At 65.2% G+C, this 18,174-nt stretch carries 29 protein-coding genes; 10 read left to right on the forward strand and 19 right to left on the reverse strand.

What is annotated here, in order from left to right:
* The first annotated feature begins 5 nt into the window (after positions 1-5).
* Together DPR14_RS27430 and DPR14_RS28725 are read left to right on the forward strand one after the other, a co-directional pair.
* Positions 6-173 (forward strand): hypothetical protein, encoded by a 168-nt coding sequence (locus DPR14_RS27430; RefSeq protein WP_192498942.1) that lies wholly within the window; start codon positions 6-8, stop codon positions 171-173.
* A gap of 124 nt (positions 174-297) precedes the next feature.
* Positions 298-432, forward strand: a complete 135-nt coding sequence (locus DPR14_RS28725) for a hypothetical protein (RefSeq protein ID WP_281352625.1) — start codon at positions 298-300, stop codon at positions 430-432.
* A gap of 12 nt (positions 433-444) precedes the next feature.
* On the opposite strand, the gene DPR14_RS13400 is transcribed toward DPR14_RS28725, so the two are convergent.
* Positions 445-882 (reverse strand): DUF6691 family protein, encoded by a 438-nt coding sequence (locus DPR14_RS13400; protein ID WP_158045598.1) that lies wholly within the window; start codon positions 880-882, stop codon positions 445-447.
* A 4-nt stretch (positions 883-886) separates the two neighbouring features.
* Positions 887-1,195: a YeeE/YedE family protein gene (locus DPR14_RS13405; RefSeq protein ID WP_343038641.1), complete on the reverse strand. Its 309-nt coding sequence runs from the start codon at positions 1,193-1,195 to the stop codon at positions 887-889.
* Positions 1,196-1,407: 212 nt separating this feature from the next.
* Between DPR14_RS13405 and DPR14_RS13410 the strand changes: the two genes are divergently transcribed.
* The 3 genes from DPR14_RS13410 to DPR14_RS13420 all read left to right on the forward strand — a co-directional run bounded on the left by DPR14_RS13410 (position 1,408) and on the right by DPR14_RS13420 (position 2,751).
* A complete protein-coding gene (locus DPR14_RS13410; RefSeq protein ID WP_158045599.1) occupies positions 1,408-1,767 on the forward strand; it encodes a carboxymuconolactone decarboxylase family protein in 360 nt (119 codons plus the stop codon).
* Positions 1,768-1,792: 25 nt separating this feature from the next.
* On the forward strand, positions 1,793-2,467 hold the full coding sequence (locus DPR14_RS13415) for a Crp/Fnr family transcriptional regulator (protein WP_158045600.1): 675 nt from the start codon (positions 1,793-1,795) through the stop codon (positions 2,465-2,467).
* A gap of 83 nt (positions 2,468-2,550) precedes the next feature.
* Positions 2,551-2,751, forward strand: coding sequence for a YgaP family membrane protein (locus DPR14_RS13420; RefSeq protein WP_158045601.1), 201 nt, complete (start codon positions 2,551-2,553; stop codon positions 2,749-2,751).
* Positions 2,752-2,763: 12 nt separating this feature from the next.
* Here DPR14_RS13420 and DPR14_RS13425 read toward each other — a convergent pair whose 3' ends face one another.
* From DPR14_RS13425 to DPR14_RS13470, 12 genes are all read right to left on the reverse strand, one after another.
* Positions 2,764-3,150 carry a thioredoxin family protein gene (locus DPR14_RS13425; RefSeq protein WP_246148129.1) on the reverse strand — a complete coding sequence of 129 codons (387 nt, stop codon included), beginning with the start codon at positions 3,148-3,150 and terminating at the stop codon, positions 2,764-2,766.
* Positions 3,151-3,154: 4 nt separating this feature from the next.
* Positions 3,155-3,484 carry a heme-degrading protein HmuQ gene (gene hmuQ, locus DPR14_RS13430; RefSeq protein WP_158045602.1) on the reverse strand — a complete coding sequence of 110 codons (330 nt, stop codon included), beginning with the start codon at positions 3,482-3,484 and terminating at the stop codon, positions 3,155-3,157.
* Between the two features lie 110 nt (positions 3,485-3,594).
* On the reverse strand, positions 3,595-3,858 hold the full coding sequence (locus tag DPR14_RS28865) for an efflux RND transporter permease subunit (RefSeq protein WP_343038642.1): 264 nt from the start codon (positions 3,856-3,858) through the stop codon (positions 3,595-3,597).
* Entirely contained in the window at positions 3,855-4,217 is a 363-nt protein-coding gene (locus tag DPR14_RS28870; protein ID WP_343038643.1) for an efflux RND transporter permease subunit, read from the reverse strand. The genes DPR14_RS28865 and DPR14_RS28870 overlap by 4 nt, the downstream gene beginning before the upstream one ends.
* Positions 4,201-4,620, reverse strand: a complete 420-nt coding sequence (locus DPR14_RS28875; protein WP_343038644.1) for an efflux RND transporter permease subunit — start codon at positions 4,618-4,620, stop codon at positions 4,201-4,203. The genes DPR14_RS28870 and DPR14_RS28875 overlap by 17 nt, the downstream gene beginning before the upstream one ends.
* Positions 4,596-5,579 carry a PQQ-dependent catabolism-associated beta-propeller protein gene (locus tag DPR14_RS13440; RefSeq protein WP_158045603.1) on the reverse strand — a complete coding sequence of 328 codons (984 nt, stop codon included), beginning with the start codon at positions 5,577-5,579 and terminating at the stop codon, positions 4,596-4,598. Before DPR14_RS13440 ends, DPR14_RS28875 begins: the two co-directional genes overlap by 25 nt.
* Positions 5,580-5,757: 178 nt before the next feature.
* Positions 5,758-6,408, reverse strand: coding sequence for a response regulator (locus DPR14_RS13445; protein WP_158045604.1), 651 nt, complete (start codon positions 6,406-6,408; stop codon positions 5,758-5,760).
* Positions 6,380-7,777, reverse strand: coding sequence for a histidine kinase (locus tag DPR14_RS13450; protein ID WP_158045605.1), 1,398 nt, complete (start codon positions 7,775-7,777; stop codon positions 6,380-6,382). Before DPR14_RS13450 ends, DPR14_RS13445 begins: the two co-directional genes overlap by 29 nt.
* 123 nt (positions 7,778-7,900) lie before the next feature.
* Positions 7,901-8,497 (reverse strand): DUF2076 domain-containing protein, encoded by a 597-nt coding sequence (locus DPR14_RS13455; protein WP_158045606.1) that lies wholly within the window; start codon positions 8,495-8,497, stop codon positions 7,901-7,903.
* Between the two features lie 57 nt (positions 8,498-8,554).
* Complete coding sequence (locus DPR14_RS13460) at positions 8,555-9,292, reverse strand: Bax inhibitor-1/YccA family protein (RefSeq protein WP_158045607.1); 738 nt, start codon at positions 9,290-9,292, stop codon at positions 8,555-8,557.
* Positions 9,293-9,354: 62 nt separating this feature from the next.
* Positions 9,355-10,125, reverse strand: coding sequence for an anti-sigma factor family protein (locus DPR14_RS13465; protein WP_158045608.1), 771 nt, complete (start codon positions 10,123-10,125; stop codon positions 9,355-9,357).
* Positions 10,126-10,128: 3 nt separating this feature from the next.
* The gene (locus DPR14_RS13470) at positions 10,129-10,650 is read right to left on the reverse strand and encodes a sigma-70 family RNA polymerase sigma factor (protein WP_246148131.1); all 522 of its coding nucleotides are present in this window, start codon (positions 10,648-10,650) and stop codon (positions 10,129-10,131) included.
* Positions 10,651-10,803: 153 nt separating this feature from the next.
* Between DPR14_RS13470 and DPR14_RS13475 the strand changes: the two genes are divergently transcribed.
* A complete protein-coding gene (locus DPR14_RS13475) occupies positions 10,804-11,121 on the forward strand; it encodes a hypothetical protein (protein ID WP_158045610.1) in 318 nt (105 codons plus the stop codon).
* Positions 11,122-11,285: 164 nt separating this feature from the next.
* Here DPR14_RS13475 and DPR14_RS13480 read toward each other — a convergent pair whose 3' ends face one another.
* The 3 genes from DPR14_RS13480 to DPR14_RS13490 form a co-directional block, all read right to left on the reverse strand.
* On the reverse strand, positions 11,286-11,678 hold the full coding sequence (locus DPR14_RS13480; RefSeq protein ID WP_158048128.1) for a DUF1127 domain-containing protein: 393 nt from the start codon (positions 11,676-11,678) through the stop codon (positions 11,286-11,288).
* Between the two features lie 116 nt (positions 11,679-11,794).
* Entirely contained in the window at positions 11,795-12,076 is a 282-nt protein-coding gene (locus DPR14_RS13485) for a hypothetical protein (RefSeq protein WP_158045611.1), read from the reverse strand.
* Between the two features lie 97 nt (positions 12,077-12,173).
* A complete protein-coding gene (locus DPR14_RS13490; protein WP_158045612.1) occupies positions 12,174-12,413 on the reverse strand; it encodes a DUF1127 domain-containing protein in 240 nt (79 codons plus the stop codon).
* A 429-nt stretch (positions 12,414-12,842) separates the two neighbouring features.
* Here DPR14_RS13490 and DPR14_RS13495 point away from each other — a divergent pair, with 429 nt between their 5' ends.
* From DPR14_RS13495 to DPR14_RS13510, 4 genes are all read left to right on the forward strand, one after another.
* Complete coding sequence (locus tag DPR14_RS13495) at positions 12,843-13,379, forward strand: glycine cleavage system transcriptional repressor (RefSeq protein ID WP_158045613.1); 537 nt, start codon at positions 12,843-12,845, stop codon at positions 13,377-13,379.
* A 42-nt stretch (positions 13,380-13,421) separates the two neighbouring features.
* Positions 13,422-13,706, forward strand: coding sequence for a DUF5872 domain-containing protein (locus tag DPR14_RS13500; RefSeq protein ID WP_158045614.1), 285 nt, complete (start codon positions 13,422-13,424; stop codon positions 13,704-13,706).
* 307 nt (positions 13,707-14,013) lie between these two features.
* Positions 14,014-14,892 (forward strand): phenylalanine 4-monooxygenase, encoded by an 879-nt coding sequence (gene phhA / locus DPR14_RS13505; RefSeq protein ID WP_158045615.1) that lies wholly within the window; start codon positions 14,014-14,016, stop codon positions 14,890-14,892.
* Positions 14,893-14,925: 33 nt separating this feature from the next.
* A complete protein-coding gene (locus DPR14_RS13510; RefSeq protein ID WP_158048129.1) occupies positions 14,926-15,630 on the forward strand; it encodes an SDR family NAD(P)-dependent oxidoreductase in 705 nt (234 codons plus the stop codon).
* 3 nt (positions 15,631-15,633) lie between these two features.
* Here the strand turns inward: DPR14_RS13510 and DPR14_RS13515 are convergent, their stop codons facing one another.
* Both DPR14_RS13515 and DPR14_RS13520 read right to left on the reverse strand, forming a co-directional pair.
* A complete protein-coding gene (locus DPR14_RS13515; protein ID WP_246148133.1) occupies positions 15,634-16,008 on the reverse strand; it encodes a response regulator in 375 nt (124 codons plus the stop codon).
* Positions 16,009-16,717: 709 nt separating this feature from the next.
* Complete coding sequence (locus DPR14_RS13520; protein WP_158045616.1) at positions 16,718-17,950, reverse strand: ArgE/DapE family deacylase; 1,233 nt, start codon at positions 17,948-17,950, stop codon at positions 16,718-16,720.
* Positions 17,951-18,174: the final 224 nt, after the last annotated feature.

The raw sequence follows: 18,174 nt of genomic DNA on the forward strand, positions 1-18,174 counted from the left end.
CCGACATGAACGGCGACAAGACGAAAGACGAAACCTCCGGGGTGGATGTGCCTGGACCGGACTCCGGCCTCCGGACACCTCCCTCCGCCATCGAGCGCAACCAGCGCGAAACTGCCGAAGTTCTGCGCGACGTGGACACCGAAGATTCGGGCAAGAAAGAGACCGACGACTAAGGGGCCGGATCAAGGCTTGATTGAGCAGTCTTCGAGGGAGGGCCGGCTTGGGAGGTTCGGCACCTCTCCGAAAGCCGGCCATGGCTCGAAGAAGGAAATAAGAAAACTTGGATGAAGTTGAGCTGTGGTCCCAGATGAGGAGCACCCGACGATCCTGGTGATCGGGCTGCTGCTGACGGTCGCCTTGATGGGAGCCGCCGCCAACATGATCTACCGTGGAAGCCAGAAAGTCGTGCAGCATACCGCTTGGCTGCTCTGAGTCCTCCCGGCGTCAGGCCTTGGACCGCTGCTCCGCCTGGCGCTGCGCCGATAGGCCATGCGCGGCCATCCCGGCCACCATGGCGGCTACGAAAAGCCAAGTGGCCGGATCGCCGTATGAAAGAGCTGCAAGCGCCGGGCCGGGACAATAGCCGACCAGTCCCCAGCCGGCGCCGAACAGAACGGCGCCGAGAGCCAGCTTGCCGTCCAATCCGGCCTTCGTCGGCGCGGCGAACCGATCGCCGCAGACCGGCCGCCCGCACCGGCGGGCCGCCCTGAAGCCGATCATCGCGGTCGGAATGGCCGCCGCCATCACGAAGGCGAGGCTGGGGTCCCAATTTCCGGCGACATCGAGGAAGGCGAGCACCTTCGCCGGGTCGATCATTCCGGAAACGACGAGGCCGGCGCCGAACAGCAGCCCGGATACCAGCGCGACGATCATCATGGGCATGTCCTCATGCTCCCAGCAGGTGGCGGACGACGAAGACGACCGCTGCCCCGCTCGCCATGAACAGACCGGTCGCGATGAGTGAGCGAAAGGACAGGCGTGCCAGTCCGCAAACACCATGGCCGCTGGTACAGCCGCTGCCCAGCCTGGTGCCGTAGCCGACCAGCAACCCGGCGGTGATCAGCAGCATCGGAGAGGTCTGTAGGGCGGAAGGCTTGCCGATCCCGGCTACCGCCCAGAGCAGCAGGGGAGCAGCTAGCAGGCCCGCCAGGAAGCAGAGCCGCCAGCCGATATCGCTGCCGCGCTCGGTCGCCAAGCCGCCGACGATGCCGCTGACGCCCAGGATTCGCCCGGCCCCGTACCAGAGCAGGGCAGCGGGCGGCGCCGATCAGCGCGCCGCCCGCTGCCGATGAAAACGGCGTGAATCCGTCCATTCCGAGTGCCCCTATTGGTAAATTAGTATTGACTTATATAAAGTCGCGGCTCTAGCGTCGCAACTGCATTCTTCTTCAAATCCGAGGATTCCCTATGTCCGGAAGCTGGACGAACACCACGGTCGAACTGTCCGCCGCGATCAAGGAGCTGCGCGGCGGCGCTCCCACCGTCATGCAGAGCTTTTCCGCTCTGGCGCAGGCGGCCCTGAAGGCCGACGCGCTCGACACCAAGACGAAGGAGCTGATCGCGCTCGCGATCGCGGTCGCCACCCGATGCGACGGCTGCGTCGCCTTCCACGCCGAAGCCGCGGTCAAGCAGGGAGCCAGCCGCCAGGAGGTGCTTGAGACCATGGGCATGGCCGTCTACATGGGCGCGGGGCCCAGCGTCATGTATGCTGCCCAGGCGCTTGAGGCCTTCGACGAGTTCCGCGACGCCAAGGCCCGAAATCCTTGACCGGCAATGGGGAGCAGCCTCTGACATGAGCATGGCGACCGACTGGCTTCATGCACTCCCCGCGCTCGACACGCTGGACGACGCGGCACGCGGCACCCTTGCCCGGCAGGCGGCTCTGGTCCAAATGAAGGCAGGCACGGTGCTGTTCCGGCCGGGCGACGCCTGCGCGAATTTCCTGATCGTCCTGGAAGGCTCGGTCCGCGTCCATCTGCTGTCCGAATTGGGACGCGAGATCGTGCTATACCGGGTCGGCTCCGGGTCGACCTGTATCCTGACCACGTCCTGCCTGATCGGGAACGAGGATTACAGCGCGGAGGGCGTGACTGAAACAGCGGTTTCGGCGGTAGCGCTGCCCAAGGCAGCGTTCGATACCCTGATCACGCGGTCCGGAGTCTTCCGCGATTTCGTATTCCGCAGCTTCGGGGCGCGGCTTACCGACCTGATGAGGCTGGTCAGCGAGGTCGCGTTCGGAAGGATCGAGTGCCGGCTCGCCGAGGCGCTGATCAACCACGCGCCTGCGGGCGGCGCTGTTCCCCTCACCCATCAGGCTCTGGCAACCGAGTTGGGCACCGCCCGCGAGGTCGTCAGCCGGCAGCTCAAGGAGTTCGAGCACAGAGGGCTGGTCGGCCTGGGCCGCGGTCGGCTGGAAGTGCTGGACCCTGATGGCCTGCGATATCTTGCCGCGGCGGCACCCGGCTGAGGGCTAATGTGACTTAGTCACTGAGCGCGGCGGCGCAGCGCGCGATACTTGCGGCACGGCCCCAGATGGAAAGGAAACGTGCCATGTCGCTGCCAAAGAATATGGGAATGATCGACCGCGCCCTGCGGATCGTCGCTGGTCTAGTGCTGATCTCGCTGGTTTTCGTCGGTCCACAGACCCCGTGGGGCTGGATCGGCGTGGTTCCCTTGCTGACCGCCTTCATCGGCTTCTGCCCGGCCTATACCCTGCTTGGCATCCGCACCTGCCCGCTGAAGCACAGCTGACCAGGGCATAACTTATATCGCAGCGATGATCCGGCGCAGTTGCTGCCCGATAACATCCAGGAACGCGTCGGAGCCCGGCCAGCTCGTGATCCGCCCGAGCTGGCGGCGTCCATGGAACAGGAAGAAGACCGGTATGCCATGGACGCCGAACCGGGTCGCCATGTCGAAGTCGTCGTAAACATTGTCATGGAGCCAGCGCACGTCCGGTAACTGGAAGCGCTCCGGCGCCGTCATCATCGCCCGCTTGGCGATATCGCAGTTAGGACAATTGCGTCCCCACAGGAACAATACCGTCAAGGCTTCCGGCGCCTCCTCGGCCAGTACCGTGTCCAGGTCGGCACTGCCGACCCGGCGCATCGGGAACAGGGTGAAGAAGTCCGACAACTCGGCTCCGGCCAAGGCGCTACTCTCCGGCGGAGGGATTGGTGACGGTCTGGATGACCTCGAAGCCTTCGAACTCGGGGTGCCCCAGGTACAGGGGTTTGTTGCCGCCGGCACCCTTGTGGGCATCGCGGAAGGCCTCCGACCGGGTCCAGCCCAGGAAGTGCTCCTCCGACTGCCAGACCGTGTGAGAGCTGTAGAGCCTGTGATCGTCGCGCTGCGGACCGCGCAGCATATGGAACTCGACGAAACCGGGAACCTTGTGCAGGTGGCTCTCCCGGTTCAGCCAGACCGCTTCGAAATCGGCTTCCGCGCCGGGTACTACCTTGAAGCGGTTCATCGCGATGAACATTTCGCTCTTCCTCCTGCCTTGCCGCGCGGCGAACTCCGCCGCGGCTCCTTCAATCCCAGACATGTCGCACCGGCCGGGCTTCTGGCAAGTGCGAATGCGCCGAACGCCGTTCACTCCGCCGGGGCTGCATGGGAAGCTTCGAGGTCCTCCTCCCCCAGCAAGACACGCTTGCCGGCCATCAAGGTGTACATTGTCGGCACGACGAACAGGGTCAGCAGCGTGCCGAGCGACATGCCGCCGACGATCACCCAACCGATCTGCTGCCGGCTCTCGGCACCCGCCCCGGTCGCCAGGGCCAGCGGCAGGGCTCCCAGCACCATGGCGCCCGTGGTCATCAGGATCGGGCGCAGGCGGAGCACCGCGGCCTCGATCACCGCATCCAGCTTCTCCCCGCCCTCGTCCTGGAGCTGGTTGGCGAACTCGGCGACAGGATGCCGTGCTTGGTGATCAGCCCCACCAGGGTCACCAGCCCTATCTGGCTGTATACGTTGAGCGTACCGCCGCTCAGGTAAAGCGCCAGCAGCGCCCCTGTCATCGACAGCGGGACCGTCAGCATGATCACGAAGGGATCGACGAAGCTCTCGAACTGTGCCGCCAGCACCAGATAGATAAAGCCCAGGGCCAGCACGAAGACGAACACCAGGCTGGAGCCCGCGTCGCGGAACTCGCGGCTCTGCCCGGCATAATCCACCTGGACGCCCTGCGGCAGCACCTCCTCAGCCGCCTGCTCCATGAGGGCGAGCGCTTCGCCGAGCCGACACGCCCGGAGCCGGGCTGGCGCTGATCGTCGCGGCGCGGAGCTGGTTGAAGCGGTTCAGCTCCTTGGGCGCAACGACTTCCCTCACCTCGATGAGGTTGGAAAGCTGGATCATCGCTCCGTCGCCGCCCCGGACATAAATCTGGCTGAGATTGCCGGGCGTGGAACGGTCGGCCTCGCCGAGCTGGACATAGACGTCGTACTGCTCGCCATTTCGCTCGAACCGGGTGACCTGACGGCCGCCCAGCAGGCTTTCCAGCGTGCGGGAAACGACGTCGACCTGGATGCCCGCATCGGCGATCTTGTCCCGGTTGACGACGACGTCGGGTTGCGAGCGGGGAGTTGGGGGCCGGGCTAGGGCTTTACGACCACTCCCCACGGTGCGCCGCCGACAGGAATGGACTTGATCACCCTGCTGTTCTCGACGTCGATGACGCTGATGTCGCTACTGACGCCGTTGGTCGAATAAAGACGCTTTTCATCGGGTGACAGGGCGAGGTTCCAGACTCGCTGCCCGACCAGATGGTACTTGCGCACCTCGTAGGTCGCGGGATCGACTTCGGCCACGCGGTTGCTGGGACCCAGCGCCACGAACGCGCGCTTCATGTCCTTGGTGATCTGGATACCGACGGGCTGGACGGCTTCCTTGGACACGCCGCTCACAGCGAATTCGATCTTCTTCACCGGCTGGCGGGTTGCCGAATCGATCACGCTGACGGTGCCGCCGATCTCGGCCGAAACCCACACATGCTTGCCGTCGGAAGTAAACTCGGCCACGCGCGGCCGGCTGTCCACCAGCACGTTGGCGACGATCTCCTTCGTGGAGGTGTCGATGAAGTGGGCCATGTTGGTGGTTTCGGACGTATTGACCAGAAGCTTGCCGTCCGGGCTTATGCCCATCCCCTCCGGCTCGACGCCGACCTGGATCTCGGCCAGGATTTTGCGTTCCTTGGTGTCCACGACGGAGACCATGTTGTCGTCCTCGTTGGCGACGTACAGCACGTTCTCGGTCGGGTGGTGAACGAACAGTTCCGGGTCCGGACCGGACGGCAGACGGCCGACGACCTTGTTGGTGGACAGGTCGATAACGTCGATCCGGTTCTCGTCACCGATGCAGACATAGAGCTGCGTCATGTCGTGGTTGAAAGTGATCCCACGCGGCCGGCGACCCACGCGGATCGTTTCCGTGACGGTCAGCGTATCGCCGTCCACAACCGAAATGGTGTTATCCTTTTCGTTGGAGACATAGATCGTGTCGGCCATGGCCGGCAATGACGAGGCGACCGCAAGAACGCTTCCCAGCAAGATGCGCTTCAATGTGTCAAGGGGGGCCACCATGTGACGTTTCCTCATGTTTATCGCTCTTCTTCTCTGGATATACTTTCATGAGACACATAAGTCAGCGCAACATATTTCTATGACGGATTCACACATTCATTTTTTGACAGGGCCGGAATTCCAATTGTTCCCGAGTGCGATTGCCGAATCTTCCCGATCCTCCCTTTGCAGCCCGGCTTCAGGGCATCACGCGATGCTCGACGGCGATGCGGATCAGGTCCCGTATGCTGCGCGCGCCCAGCTTCGTCTTCATGATCGTGCAGGTATTGCTCACCGTCTTGTAGCTGACGCCCAGGTGTTCAGCGATGTCGGCAATGGCGCTCCCCTGCCCCAGCTCCGCCAGGACGCGCAGTTCCCGGGCCGTCAGTCCCTGCAAGGGACTGCGGTTCGGGACGAAGCTCATCACGGCGACCTCCCGTGCCATGTCGCGGCTCAGGTAGATGCCGCCTGCCAGCACCGTCCCGACGGCCGCGACCAGTTCCTCCGGCGCATCGTTCTTGGTGACGTAGCCTCGGGCTCCGGCTTCCAGGGCGCGCGCCGCGAAGACGGCATCCTCATGCATGCTGAAGACGAGGACGCGGATATCCGGACTCATGCGGCGCAGCCGGTCGAGCAGGTCCAATCCGCCGATGTCGGGCAGCCCCAAGTCTAAGATGACGGCGTCGGGAGGCTCGGTCTCGCAGAGCTCCAAAGCCCGGGCGCCGCTGTCGGCTTCCATGATCTCGTAGGGACCGGCGGAGGCGAGGAGTCGCCGACAGCCGGTCCGAACCACCGGATGGTCGTCCACCAGCAGCAGTCTCTCAGGCGTTCCGGCGGGCGTTCCTGCCATCTTCTTTCTCCTCTTGCGTCCGGGCGGAGCCCGGGACGAACGGGATCGTCCCCTGGACCGTCACGCCGCCCCCGGGCAGCGACAGGATGGCGATCGACCCGCCAAGCGCCCTCACCTGGTCAGACATCGCGTGAATGCCGATTCCGGCCCGGTCGTCGCTGGCGATGCCCCGACCGTCGTCCCGAACGCTGAACCCGACCGCGGCACCCGCATCGGGTTCCGGCACGGAATGGAGTTCGACCTCCACCCTCGTGGCGCCGGCGTGGCGGGCGACGTTCATCAAGCTTTCCTGCACGACCCGATAGAGGGTCACCGACGCGGTATCGTCAAGCCGATCGATGGTATGGGCGACGTCGCCGGGCAGACGGAGACGCCAGTCGATGCCGGGTTCGCTGACACGCCAGCGCTTGACGGTTTCGGCGAGCACCGCGGAGAGCGGCAAGTGTTCAAGCGCCATAGGCCGCAGCCGGTCGAGCAGACGCCGGCTCATGCGCTGGACGGTGTCGGCAAGTTCCAGCACGGCATCGCACCTCTCGGTGACGGCACAACCGACAGAGTCGGGCAGAGTCCGCGCGACCTGTGCGAGCGACCGGATCTCGACGCGGATTCCGAAGAGGCAGGGTCCCAGCTCGTCATGGATCTCGCCGGCAATCTGGCGCCGTTCCGCCTCCTGGACCTCGATCAGCTTGCGGCCGAGTTCGCGGTTCCGGTCCTCCGCCCGGCGCAGTTCCATGGCAAGCGTATTGATCGTTTCGCCGATGCGCCGAAGTTCGCGGACCCGGATCGGTTCCAGGTGGACTTGGTATTCGTGGCGGCCCAGCCGCTCCAGGGCTCCCGACAACTGCGCCAGAGGCCGCAGCGCCCGTTCCATGGCGATCCAGGAGAGGATTATCGAGGCAGCCGAGACCGTCACCAGGATCAGCGCCAGGTTCGTCAGATCGGCCCAGACCTCGGCGATCTCGTCCTCCGGCGCCGCCACGATGAGGACGCGCGCGGGCGCGCCGTTCGACAGGCGCATCCTGATCTCCTCCTGCCGGTGGTCGGGGCCGACCAGGCGGTAGAACCAGTCCGGGACGCGGGTGGTCACCTGGGCCGGCAAGGCGGTCGCGGCGGCATCGGCGGCGATCGCGATCCGGACATGCCTGAGCGGAAGCATCGCCAGCGCGGAACTGATGGCATCCGCCGCCGACCGGGGATCGGGAGCCCCGGCCAGCGTCCGGATCACCAGCGTCGTCGCCAGCTCCATGCCGGCCTCGACTTCCGTTTCGACCGCGCTCCTGGCATTGACCACGACCGCTACGCCGGCCACCAGCACCGCCAGGACAAGCACGGCGGAGAACAGCAGCACGAATCGGAGCTTGAACGACACGACGGGATCTCCTGAGGCACCCGACCGCCGGCGGAAACGCGGCCGCAATACGGTCCGGGGGCGCGGACAGGGAGTTCGCGCCCCCGGGATCAGATTGCCTCAGCCTCGACGAGGGGGAAAGCGTCAGAGCTCCTCGTCACCTCCGAAGAAATCGCCGCCGTCGTCGGCTGCAAATTCCTCAGGAACCTGCTCCTCCACCGCGCCGACGGCGTCCTCGGCCATCGCCTCGCCCGACGAGAACATGCTGCCGAGCGCGTTGCCGATCAGCATGCCGCCGGCGACGCCCATGGCCGTCTGCATGGCGCCCGCCATGAAGCCGCCGCCCTGGCGTTGCTGGTGTTGCGGGTTGGCATAGGCCGCCACCCGCGGATCACCGGGAGGGGCGGCATGCCGCTGGTTTCCCCACGGCGAGTTGGACGGCGGAGCCGGCTGGCGCTGCTGCGAACCGCCGCCGAACAGACTGCCGAAAAGTCCGCCGCCGCCCGACGCCGGACGGGACTGCAGTTGCTGCTCCAGCTCTTGGATGCGGGCCTGGGAGGCGGCCAAGGCCTGCTCCTGGATGACGATCGCTTGCGCCATCAGGTAGGGGGCCGCCGGCTGCCGGGCCACCTGTTCGCGGATGAAGCCCTCGGCCTGGGCGTCGCGCGGGCCGGACTGGGCCTCCGCCTGCCGCAGCTTGCCGAAGAGTTCGTCGATGATCTGGCGTTCGTTGTGGTCCATGATTGTCCCGCTGAGATTGTTATTCTGGCGATGGGGCGAAGGTCGGCTTCCCCCCGGTCATTCCTCGCGCTGCCCGGTGAGCTGGAGCAGCATCTGGAACAGGTTGATGAAGTTCAGGTAGAGGCTGAGGGCGCCCATCACGGCCATTTTCGTGTTGGTGTCATGGCCGTAATGCTCGGCGTAGCTCTCCTTGATGTTCTGGGTGTCGTAGGCGGTCAAGCCGGTGAACACCACCACGCCGATCACCGAGATGGCGAACTGCAGCGCGCTCGACCCGAGGAAGATGTTGACGATGCTGGCGATCACGATGCCGATCAGGCCCATGATCAGGAACGAGCCCATCTTCGACAGGTCGGTCTTGGTCGTGTAGCCCCACAGGCTGGTCGCCGCGAACATGGCCGAGGTGATGAAAAAGACGCGGGCGACGCTGGCCCCGGTGAAGACCAGGAAGATCGACGCCATCGACACGCCCATCACGGCGCAGAACGCCCAGAACGTCATCTGGAGCGCCGACGAGGACATTTGGTCGAAGCGCCAAGACAGCACGAAGATGAAGGCGAGCGGCGCCAGCATCACCACCCACTTCAGGGGCGTGGTGAAGATCGGCACGTAGAGCGCCGGGGTGCTGGCAACGAAGGCGGCGATCAGGCCGGTGATGGCCAGACCGAGCACCATGAAATTGTAGACCCGCAGCATGTGCTTGCGCAGGCCATCGTCGAAGGCGCCCTGATCGACGGCACGGCCGAAGACACCCGGCTGGTTGGGCGGCTGCCGGTTCGGATACTGGTTGAACATGGTTGCTCCCTGATCCTGGTTGTCTCAACAGGCTGGTTGATGTTTGGTCACAGGCCGGAAGGTCACCGGCTGATCCGGGTGGCCAGCGTCAGCAGGTCATCCCGGTCGCCCGATCCGCCCAGGACATAGGCGAACCACCCGGACTGCCAATAGGCGATGGTCACGCCGTCGACCTCCTCGGCATAGGGCTGGTCGATGCTGAAGCTGTCGGTCTCGGCCGCGAAGAGGGTCAGCGACTCCCCGGACGGACCGTGGAACAGAACCTGAACCGCATTGCCTTGGTCCCAGGGGACCAGGTGGGAGGCGACCGGCGTGAAAGTCTTGGGCAGGTGCGGCAGCGGTATCGCCGGGCTGGAGCCGGTGGCAAGGTCCGCGATACGTTCCGGCGGCGCCGCGGAGCGGGTGAACAGGGCGTTGCGCTCTTCGACCAGGATCGTCCGGTGAGCATCGACCGCCTCGTCGGCGTAAGCAGGCAGGATATGCGCCGCGGACGCAGGGTCCGCACCGAGGCCGCCGAACGTCGCATGGGCAAGCCAGCCCGTCGCGAGCAGAAGCGACGCCGCGATGGCGCGCCGGCTGCGGTGGAGCGCCTTTCGAAGCGCCAAGCGGCGGCCAAGGCGTTCGGCGGGAAGAATGGCTTTGTCCACCCCCGCGACGGTCGCGGCCTCGGTAAGGGCCAGCCGCAGTTCGTCCCGCCGGCACAGGTCGTCCATGACCTGCGCGGCGAGCTGGGGGTGCCGCGACAGGTATTCCTCGACCTCGATGCGGCGTTCGGCATCGAGCTGGTCGTCGACATAGGCCATCAGGTCGAATTCGGAGATCGGTTCGGTCATGGCTCACCTCACCAGGCGCAGGGAGGGTCTGTTCCCGGCCGGCACGTCACCCGGTGCCGCCGCCGAACTCCCGCGCAGGGACTCCCGGGCACGGGCAAGGCGCGACATCACGGTGCCGACCGGAATATGCAGCAGTTCGGCCGCGTCCTTATAACTGAAGTTCTCGACGGCGATCAGCACCATCACCTCGCGCTGGTCGTCCGGCAGGCGCATCAGCGACGCGATGGTTTCGCTGAAATGGACCTGGGTCAACTGGGAGGGGGGAACGGCCTCCGAAGCGAGGGACCCGATCTGGTCGGCGACTTCGCCCTCAAGAGCGCGCCGCCGCAGGGCCGAAGCATGGGTATTGTGCATGATGCCGAACAGCCACTTGCGCAGGTCCCGGCGGGGGTCCCACGACCCGGCGCCCTCGATCGCGCGCGCAAGGGTTTCCTGCACCAGGTCGTCGGACTGGTCGGTGTTGCCGGTGAGCGCCAGGGCGTAGCGGCGGAGCGGCAGGATATGGTCTTTGAGCAGCGGGTGCATGGCCATCGTCTCGTTCCGCACATATTCGCGCGGCTCGACGATTTATTCCCCGGGCTTCCACGATCCGGGAAAATTTCTTCACCGGGATGGAGATCCCTCTGCCGGCGGCGATGCAGCCTTTGTTTATCCCTCACGGGACCTTAAATTGAGATCATGACACACATCGACGACCGTAGGCTCGACCGCCGTTTCGAGCGACTGGAGCGGCAATTGCCTGCGAGTGCCGCGCGCGTCCTGCGCTGGCTGCGCGACCCCCAATCCACCTGGGTCAGGATACCCGTGGGACTGCTGCTGGTTATCGGCGGACTTCTCAGCTTCCTGCCGATCTTGGGGATCTGGATGCTGCCGCTGGGTCTGCTGCTGCTGGCCCAGGACATACCCGTCCTCAAGCGTCCGACCAGCAGGGCGATGATCCGCCTGGAGCGCCGGTGGGTGGAGTGGCGCCGCCGCCGGGCGGCGAGGAACCAGTAACGCCCGATCAACGAAAAAGGGGAGCGCCGGCATTGCGGCACTCCCCTTTCCGGGTCTTCCCAGGGCTCAGCCGAGCCATAGGCCAGCATTCATCATCGCCAGGCCGAACACGGCCCTCAGCAGGATGACCGCCTCGAACGGGGAGCCGGTCATGCCGTGTCTCCTCAAGCGGCCAGCCGGCGGCGGACATACTTGATGCGGCCGGCCTGGAAGTCTTCGAGGTCGCCGCGGCAGACGCCGATGTCAGCCAGATCTTCGTCGGTCATGTTGAGCAGCTTGTTGAGATCGGAATGGCGTACCAGGGTGCCTCCATGCTGCCGGCGCGCGACCGACGGGATGCCGTCACGGTCGATGCCGATGTCGCTCAAGGCGCGGTCGCTGAGGCGGTCGAGTTGGGCCCTGGTCTGGTAAACGGCCCAATGACGGTATAGGAACGCGGAAACCCTGGCAAAGATGCTTCGATCGCCGGAAGGCTTCGCGGTCTCGGGACGGGAGCCGAGGAAGCCGGAGGTGGCCGGCTGGTTCAGCTCGTAGGAATTGGTCGTGTAGGCGCTCATGAGTCGCTCCCAAAGAAAACAGTACGGGTAGCGCTTCTCTCCCTGCTTCGATTCTTTGGCTCGAATGCTTCTTCGGTTCGGATCGGGCCGTTTCGGCGGCCAGGCTTTCCAGCCCTTCAGTTACCGATGGTGCCCCGCAGTGCGCCGACGTTGTTCAGGCCGCCGGTGTGGACACGAAGGCCATGGCGGCCTTCCAGCGCCGCGGCAGCCCAGGAAAGATTGCCGCTGGTGACATCGATATCCTGGCGGTCGCGAGGGGAAAGCGAGTCCAACTCGGCTTGCAAGCGGCGCTGCTCCAGGCGCGCTTCGACCCGATGGAGCCAGCCGGCGACGGTATTCGCCAGAAACCGGCGGGCAGCGTGGAGGAACCCGGTGTGGCTGGACTTAGTGACGTTCATGCTAGACATAGTGCCGTACCTTTCGACTGGGGGACGGCGCCTCTCTCCCGGATATCCGTAACTTGCTCTTCTTGGTCAGGACTTGGCGGCGTGAGGCTCAGTGGCTTTCACGCAGGATCCCGAACGTGCCGGCGGCTTTCGCGCCACCCTGGCTGTTGGCGGCCTTCGCAGGAGTCAGGCTGGTCTCGGCGGCGTCGTAGGCGATCCGCACGATGTCGCCGCGGTACAGGCCCATATCCTTGAGTTCGGCATCGGAGAGCTGCGACAATTCCGAATAGGTGGAACGGAAAGCGCGGTACTGGCTCCAGATCTGGCCGATATTCTTGAAGAGGTTCATAACTCGATCTCCGACGGTAGCTGGCGCCGGCGAGGTCGATGGAGCCCCGCGAAAGCCAGGAATAGATTGCAGGCCGCATCCTTGTGGCGCGCCTCCCCTCCCCGGCTGGGCGTGGCTCTTTTTCGGCCCGATGCTTAGTAAGGTATGTTTGCCCCGGCAGCCTCGCCAACGCATATGCTGCATAGCAGCATTGAAAGGGGGCATGAAACAATTGGCGCAGTGAAAACGGACCGTTAACCAGTTTTCCGGCAATGCTGCATCGCAATATATCAGCCCGGAAAGCAGCGCGCGCAAGGTTGCAGTACAGCCAAGTTCGTAAGCGCGCGGATTTTGTCGGGCAAGGCCCCGTTTCGGCCGTTTGACGGAACCGTCAGGACACCTATAGGTTCATTCGGAAGAATCACGAAGAAAACCAAACGGGAGTCACAGATGCCCTCAGCAAAGCCAACGCTCGCGCTGGTCTCGATACTCGCGGCCGACCGTGTCGGTCTGGTTTCCGCAATTGCCGGCCGCCTCTACGATCTCGGCATCAACCTGCGGGACACGACCTTCGCGGCGATGGGCCAGGGCGCGGAATTCAGCGCAGTCTGCGAGCTTCCGGGTGATCTCGGGACCGCCGAACTGGAGCGCGAAATGAGCGCCCTTCCCGAGCTGGCGGAAGCCCGGGTGGAGGTGACCGACTACGAGTACGAAGCGACGCCGGGCCCCGAAACCCTCGTCACCCATACCATCGAGTTGAGCGGCGGCGACCAGTTGGGGCTGATCGCCCGGCTGGCGGAAGTCTTCCGGGAGTATGGCGCGAATATCGTCCGGCTCGAGGCGCAGACGATCCCGGGCTCCGGCGGGGACCGCTACATGACTCGCTTCGCGGTCGCCATTCCGCCCGCCCGGGCGGAAATCTGCCTCTCGGCGGTAGCCAACACGGCAGGCAGCCTTAGACTTGATTGCAGCGTCGAGGAGGCATGAGCCCCCGGGCACGCGATCGTGCAATCACGTTGGGGTGTAGGCATGGCGAGCACCGCGAAGCGGACCGACCCTGAGCTTTGGGAGAAGGTGAAGCAGGAGGTGACCGCCGGCGAGAAAGGCGGCAATGCCGGGCAATGGTCGGCCCGCAAGGCGCAGTTCGCCGTGCAGGAGTACAAGCGTCGCGGCGGCGGCTACGAGGGCGGCAAGAAGAAGGACAACAGCCTTCGTCAATGGACCGGGGAGGAGTGGGGAACCCGGTCGGGCAGGAAGAGCACCGAAACCGGCGAACGTTACCTGCCGAAGGAGGCGCGCGACTCCTTGAGCTAGGACGAGTACCGGCGCACCACCGCGACGAAGCGCAAGGACATGCGCAAGGGGAAGCAGTATTCGGGACAGCCCGCCGACGTCGCCGAGAAGACGGCGAAACATCGCGCTACCCGCAAGGCGACGTAGCGCCCCCGGTCGATCAGCACTGCCAGGATGTCTTTTCGGCGGAATCCCCCTGCCTGGAGCCCCTGGTAGACACAATATGAACATGACCGATGTGTTTCGGCTGAACCAGGCAGCGAGGGACCTGGAACATCGGACTATCCTGTACTCAATGCCCGGCACGGGCCGAACAGGGGAGGAAACGATGGAGTCGACCAAGCACGGCGCGGCAGCCGGGAATGCCGAGCCTCCGATCAGCGGGGACTGGACCATCGACCAGGGATGGGAGTCCTACACCGCTGAAGAACACGCGGTCTGGAAGACCCTGTACGAGCGCCAGAGCAAGCTGCTGCCCGGCAGAGCCTGCGACGAGTTCATCCGGGGCATGCGCGACCTGGCGATGGATACCGACCGTATTCCCGATTTCCGCCGCCTCAGCGACGTCCTGGGGATGCGGACCGGCTGGCGGGTGGTGGCGGTGCCGGGCCTGGTGCCCGACGAGGTCTTCTTCGATCACCTTGCCAATCGCCGGTTCCCGGCCGGGCAGTTCATCCGCAGGCCCGACCAGCTCGACTACCTGGAGGAGCCCGACGTCTTCCACGACGTGTTCGGCCATGTACCGATGCTGGCCCACCCGGTGTTCGCCGATTACATGGAAGCTTATGGCAAGGGCGGCCTGCGGGCTCAGGGCATGGGCGTTCTCGCCAACCTGGCGCGGGTCTACTGGTACACCGTGGAGTTCGGCCTGATCCGGAGCGGGAACGGCCTCGGGATCTACGGCTCGGGTATCGCCTCGTCCTATACCGAAACCATCTTCGCGCTCGAAGATCCGTCGCCCAACCGCATCCGCTTCGACCTGGAGCGGGTCATGCGGACGCTGTACAGGATCGACGATTTCCAGGAAACTTACTTCGTCATCGACAGCTTCGACGAACTGCTGACCCTGGCCGATATCGATTTCGGGCCGATTTACCAGCGGGTGGCGGCGTTGCCCGACCTGGAGCCGGGAACGATCGATCCAGGCGACGAAGTCCTGGACAAGGGTACCGGCGCCTACCACTCGGCCCGGCGGCGGGTGGCTTGAGGCAGACAGCTTGAGGATCGATAGGTGGTCAAGATGGACTTCGAGAACCGCACTGTCGTCATCACGGGCGCGGCTGGAAACCTGGGCCGAGCCGTCGCGGTCGCCTTCGCCGAGCGAGGTGCCCGTCTGGCGCTGCTCGACCATAACAGGAGCATGCTCGACAAGGCCTTCTCGGACGCGAGCGACACCCGGGTGACGATCCCGGTCGATCTGCTGGACCGGAATGCGACGGAGGGCGCCGTTCGGCAGGTCATCGATCGGTTCGGCCGGATCGACGTCCTGTGCAACATCGCGGGTGGGTTCCGCATGGGCGATCCGGTCCACGAGACCAGCGACGCGACATGGGACTTCCTGATGGACATCAACGCACGCTCGCTGATCCATGCCGCCGGAGCGGTCGTGCCGCACATGCTGAAGGCGGGAAGTGGAAAGGTCGTCAACGTGGGGGCCAGGGCGGCCCAGCAAGGCGTGGCCGGAATGGGCGCCTACTGCGCGGCCAAGGGCGCGGTGATCCGGCTGACCGAATCGATGGCGGCTGAACTGCGCGAGCGCGGCATCAACGTCAACTGCGTGCTGCCCACCATCATCGATACCCCGGAGAACAGGGCCGGAATGCCCAAGGCCGACCCGTCGCGCTGGGTCGCTCCGGCCGATCTGGCCGCCGTGATCCTGTTCCTCGCGTCCGACGCCGCCCGTGCCGTCCATGGCGCCGCGGTGCCGGTCACAGGGCTGAGTTGACAGTCATCGGCCGAGGACGTGCAGCCGCAAGGCTTCGGCCAGATCCTCGTCTCTGAAGGGCTTGGTGAGAATCGGACGTTCCCGGTGCTCCTCCGGCAAGGCATCGGCGCCGTGGCCCGTGGTGAAGATGAACGGGATGCCCTTGGCGGCGAGCGCATCCGCTACGGGATCGATCCGCTCGCCTCCCAGGCTGACGTCCAGGAGCGCACCGCCGAAGCCGCCGGCCTCGACCAGTTCGATCGCCTGCCCGACCGAGGTGGCCGGACCGATGAGGCCGGCCCCCAGGTCTTCCAGGATGTTCTCGATCACCATCGCTACCAGAAGTTCGTCCTCGACGACCAGGATCGATGGCGTGGCGTTCGCCTGACTGTTGCTCAATTGCGCCTCGCAAGTGGATGGACCCGGTACCCGGGGCGGCCGGCACCGGCGAACACCCCTATTATGGGTTTGGACCGCCGGAACGGCCAGGGGCCGTAACCTTTCGTACCCGTTCCTGTTTGCGCCGCATCGGACATCGAACCGAACGGATAGCCGAAAGGCGGCGGCCGACCGTGGAAAGACTTGATGGGCAGGTCATCGTCGTCACAGGCGCATTGGCGCTGGCCGTGCCGATCGGGCTCACCGTCTATTACAGATATCAGCGCGACTGGCGGCTTCTCTGACGGTGATGGATGTTGAAGCGGGCCGACAGTGCGGGATAGGTTGAACCCAACGGAACGTTGAGGTGTTCAGCATCCGCAGGTAGGGGAGGCGACCATAGCTATCCGTAAAGCCAAGGCCGGTGGTTCCGCCGCGTCGATCGCCACGACTTCGATCGCCCAGCAGACTGGAGAGACCATCGAGCGCGACCGTCTGCGGGCGGAGATCGAGCGCCTGCGCCAGGAGGTCGGAAGCCTCGCCCGGCGCCTGGAAGAAGCGAACGATCAGCGGGTGGCTGACGCCGACCGTCACCAGATCGAAGTCGAGCGGCTGGAATCCACGCTCAGGCGCCTGCGAGCCGAACTGGAGGATGCACGGCGCCCGTGGCTGACCAAGCTGTGGCGAAAGTGACGACCGGCGGGGCCGCGCGCGGCCCCGCCCGGCCAGATCAGGCGGCCAGCAGGTCGGCCAGTGTCAAGGCTATCACCTGCGTCGCCTTGCGCAGATCTTCCAGCACCAGCTTCTCGTCCGCCCGATGCCCGTTGGCATCCAGCAGCGAGCGCGGCCCCGCGCCGTACAGCACGGTTGGAATGCCTGCCGCGCTGTACAGCCGCGCATCGGTGTAGAGCGGCACGCCGTTCGCCGGGATCTCCTCTCCGATGATCTCGCGCGCGTGGCGCTGGATTAGCGCCGCCAGCTTCTCGTGGCCCGGCAGCGGGGTGAGCGGCCGGGCGAGCAGGATACGGCGGATGGCGACCCGGATCCCCGGTGTTTCGGCGCAGGTCTTCTCGATGAAGGCGCGCATGTCGGCTTCCACCTGTTCCGGATTCTCCTCCGGGATCATGCGGCGGTCGATCCGCAGCGTCACCACGTCGGGCACGACATTGGTGTTGATGCCGCCGCTGATCAGCCCGACCACGAGCGTCGGGTGGTCGATGCCCTCGACTTCCGACTTGATGCCTGTGAAATCGTCGTTGAGAGCGTAGAGCGCGGTCAGCAGCCGGTTGGCCGCCCGAAGCGCATCGACACCGGTATCCGGCCGGGCGGCGTGGGCCGACTTGCCTTCGACCCGCACTTCCAGATGCAGGCAGCCGTTGTGCGCGACGACGATGTTGTAGGAGAAGCCGGCGCTGATCGCGAAGTCAGGCTTGCTGATCCCCTGCTCCAGCAGCCAGCCCGGACCGATCAGCCCGCCCGCCTCCTCGTCGTAGGTCAGGTGCAGTTCGACGGTGCCGGACAGCGGCAGGCCGCTTTCCTCCAGGGCCCTCAGGGCGAAGGCGTAGGTGGCGAAGTCGGACTTGGAGACGGCGACGCCCCGCCCGTACATGACGCCGTCGCGGATCTCCGCGCCATAGGGATCGGTAGACCAGCCCTCGCCCGGCGGCACCACGTCGCCATGGGCATTCAACGCCACCACCGGCCCGGGACCGAACTCCCGGCGGATCACGAGGTTCGTGGCGCTGATCATGCCGTTGGCCTTGACCGTCGCCTCGGGCACCACATGCCGCTCGACGGTGAAGCCCATCCCCTCCAGCAGTTCGGCGGAATGCGCGGCATGGGCGGCGCAGTCGCCGGGCGGGTTGTCCGACGGCACCTTGACCAGTTCGGCAAGAAACTCGGTCTGGGCCTCGTGCTGCCGGTCTATGCTGTCTCTAATCTTCTGCTGCTGGTCGGGGGTCATGGCGTCCTCATTCTGCGCGTGGCGTTCGCCTTAGAAATTGGTGAAGGTAAACCTTCAAAACACCGTTTTCAATAATGAGGTCGTTTGAAAATGTATTTTTGGAACGCTGGGATCGAGGCAGGCGGGCGCTCCCGGAACAAAGGAGCCGGCGCAATGGTTGAGCAGGCGTCATGCCGAGGCGACGCGACGAATGCCCGAAGCAACCATTCCCACCGTGATCGGTT

It is taken from the genome of Skermanella pratensis, from assembly GCF_008843145.1.
Lineage (GTDB): Bacteria > Pseudomonadota > Alphaproteobacteria > Azospirillales > Azospirillaceae > Skermanella > Skermanella pratensis.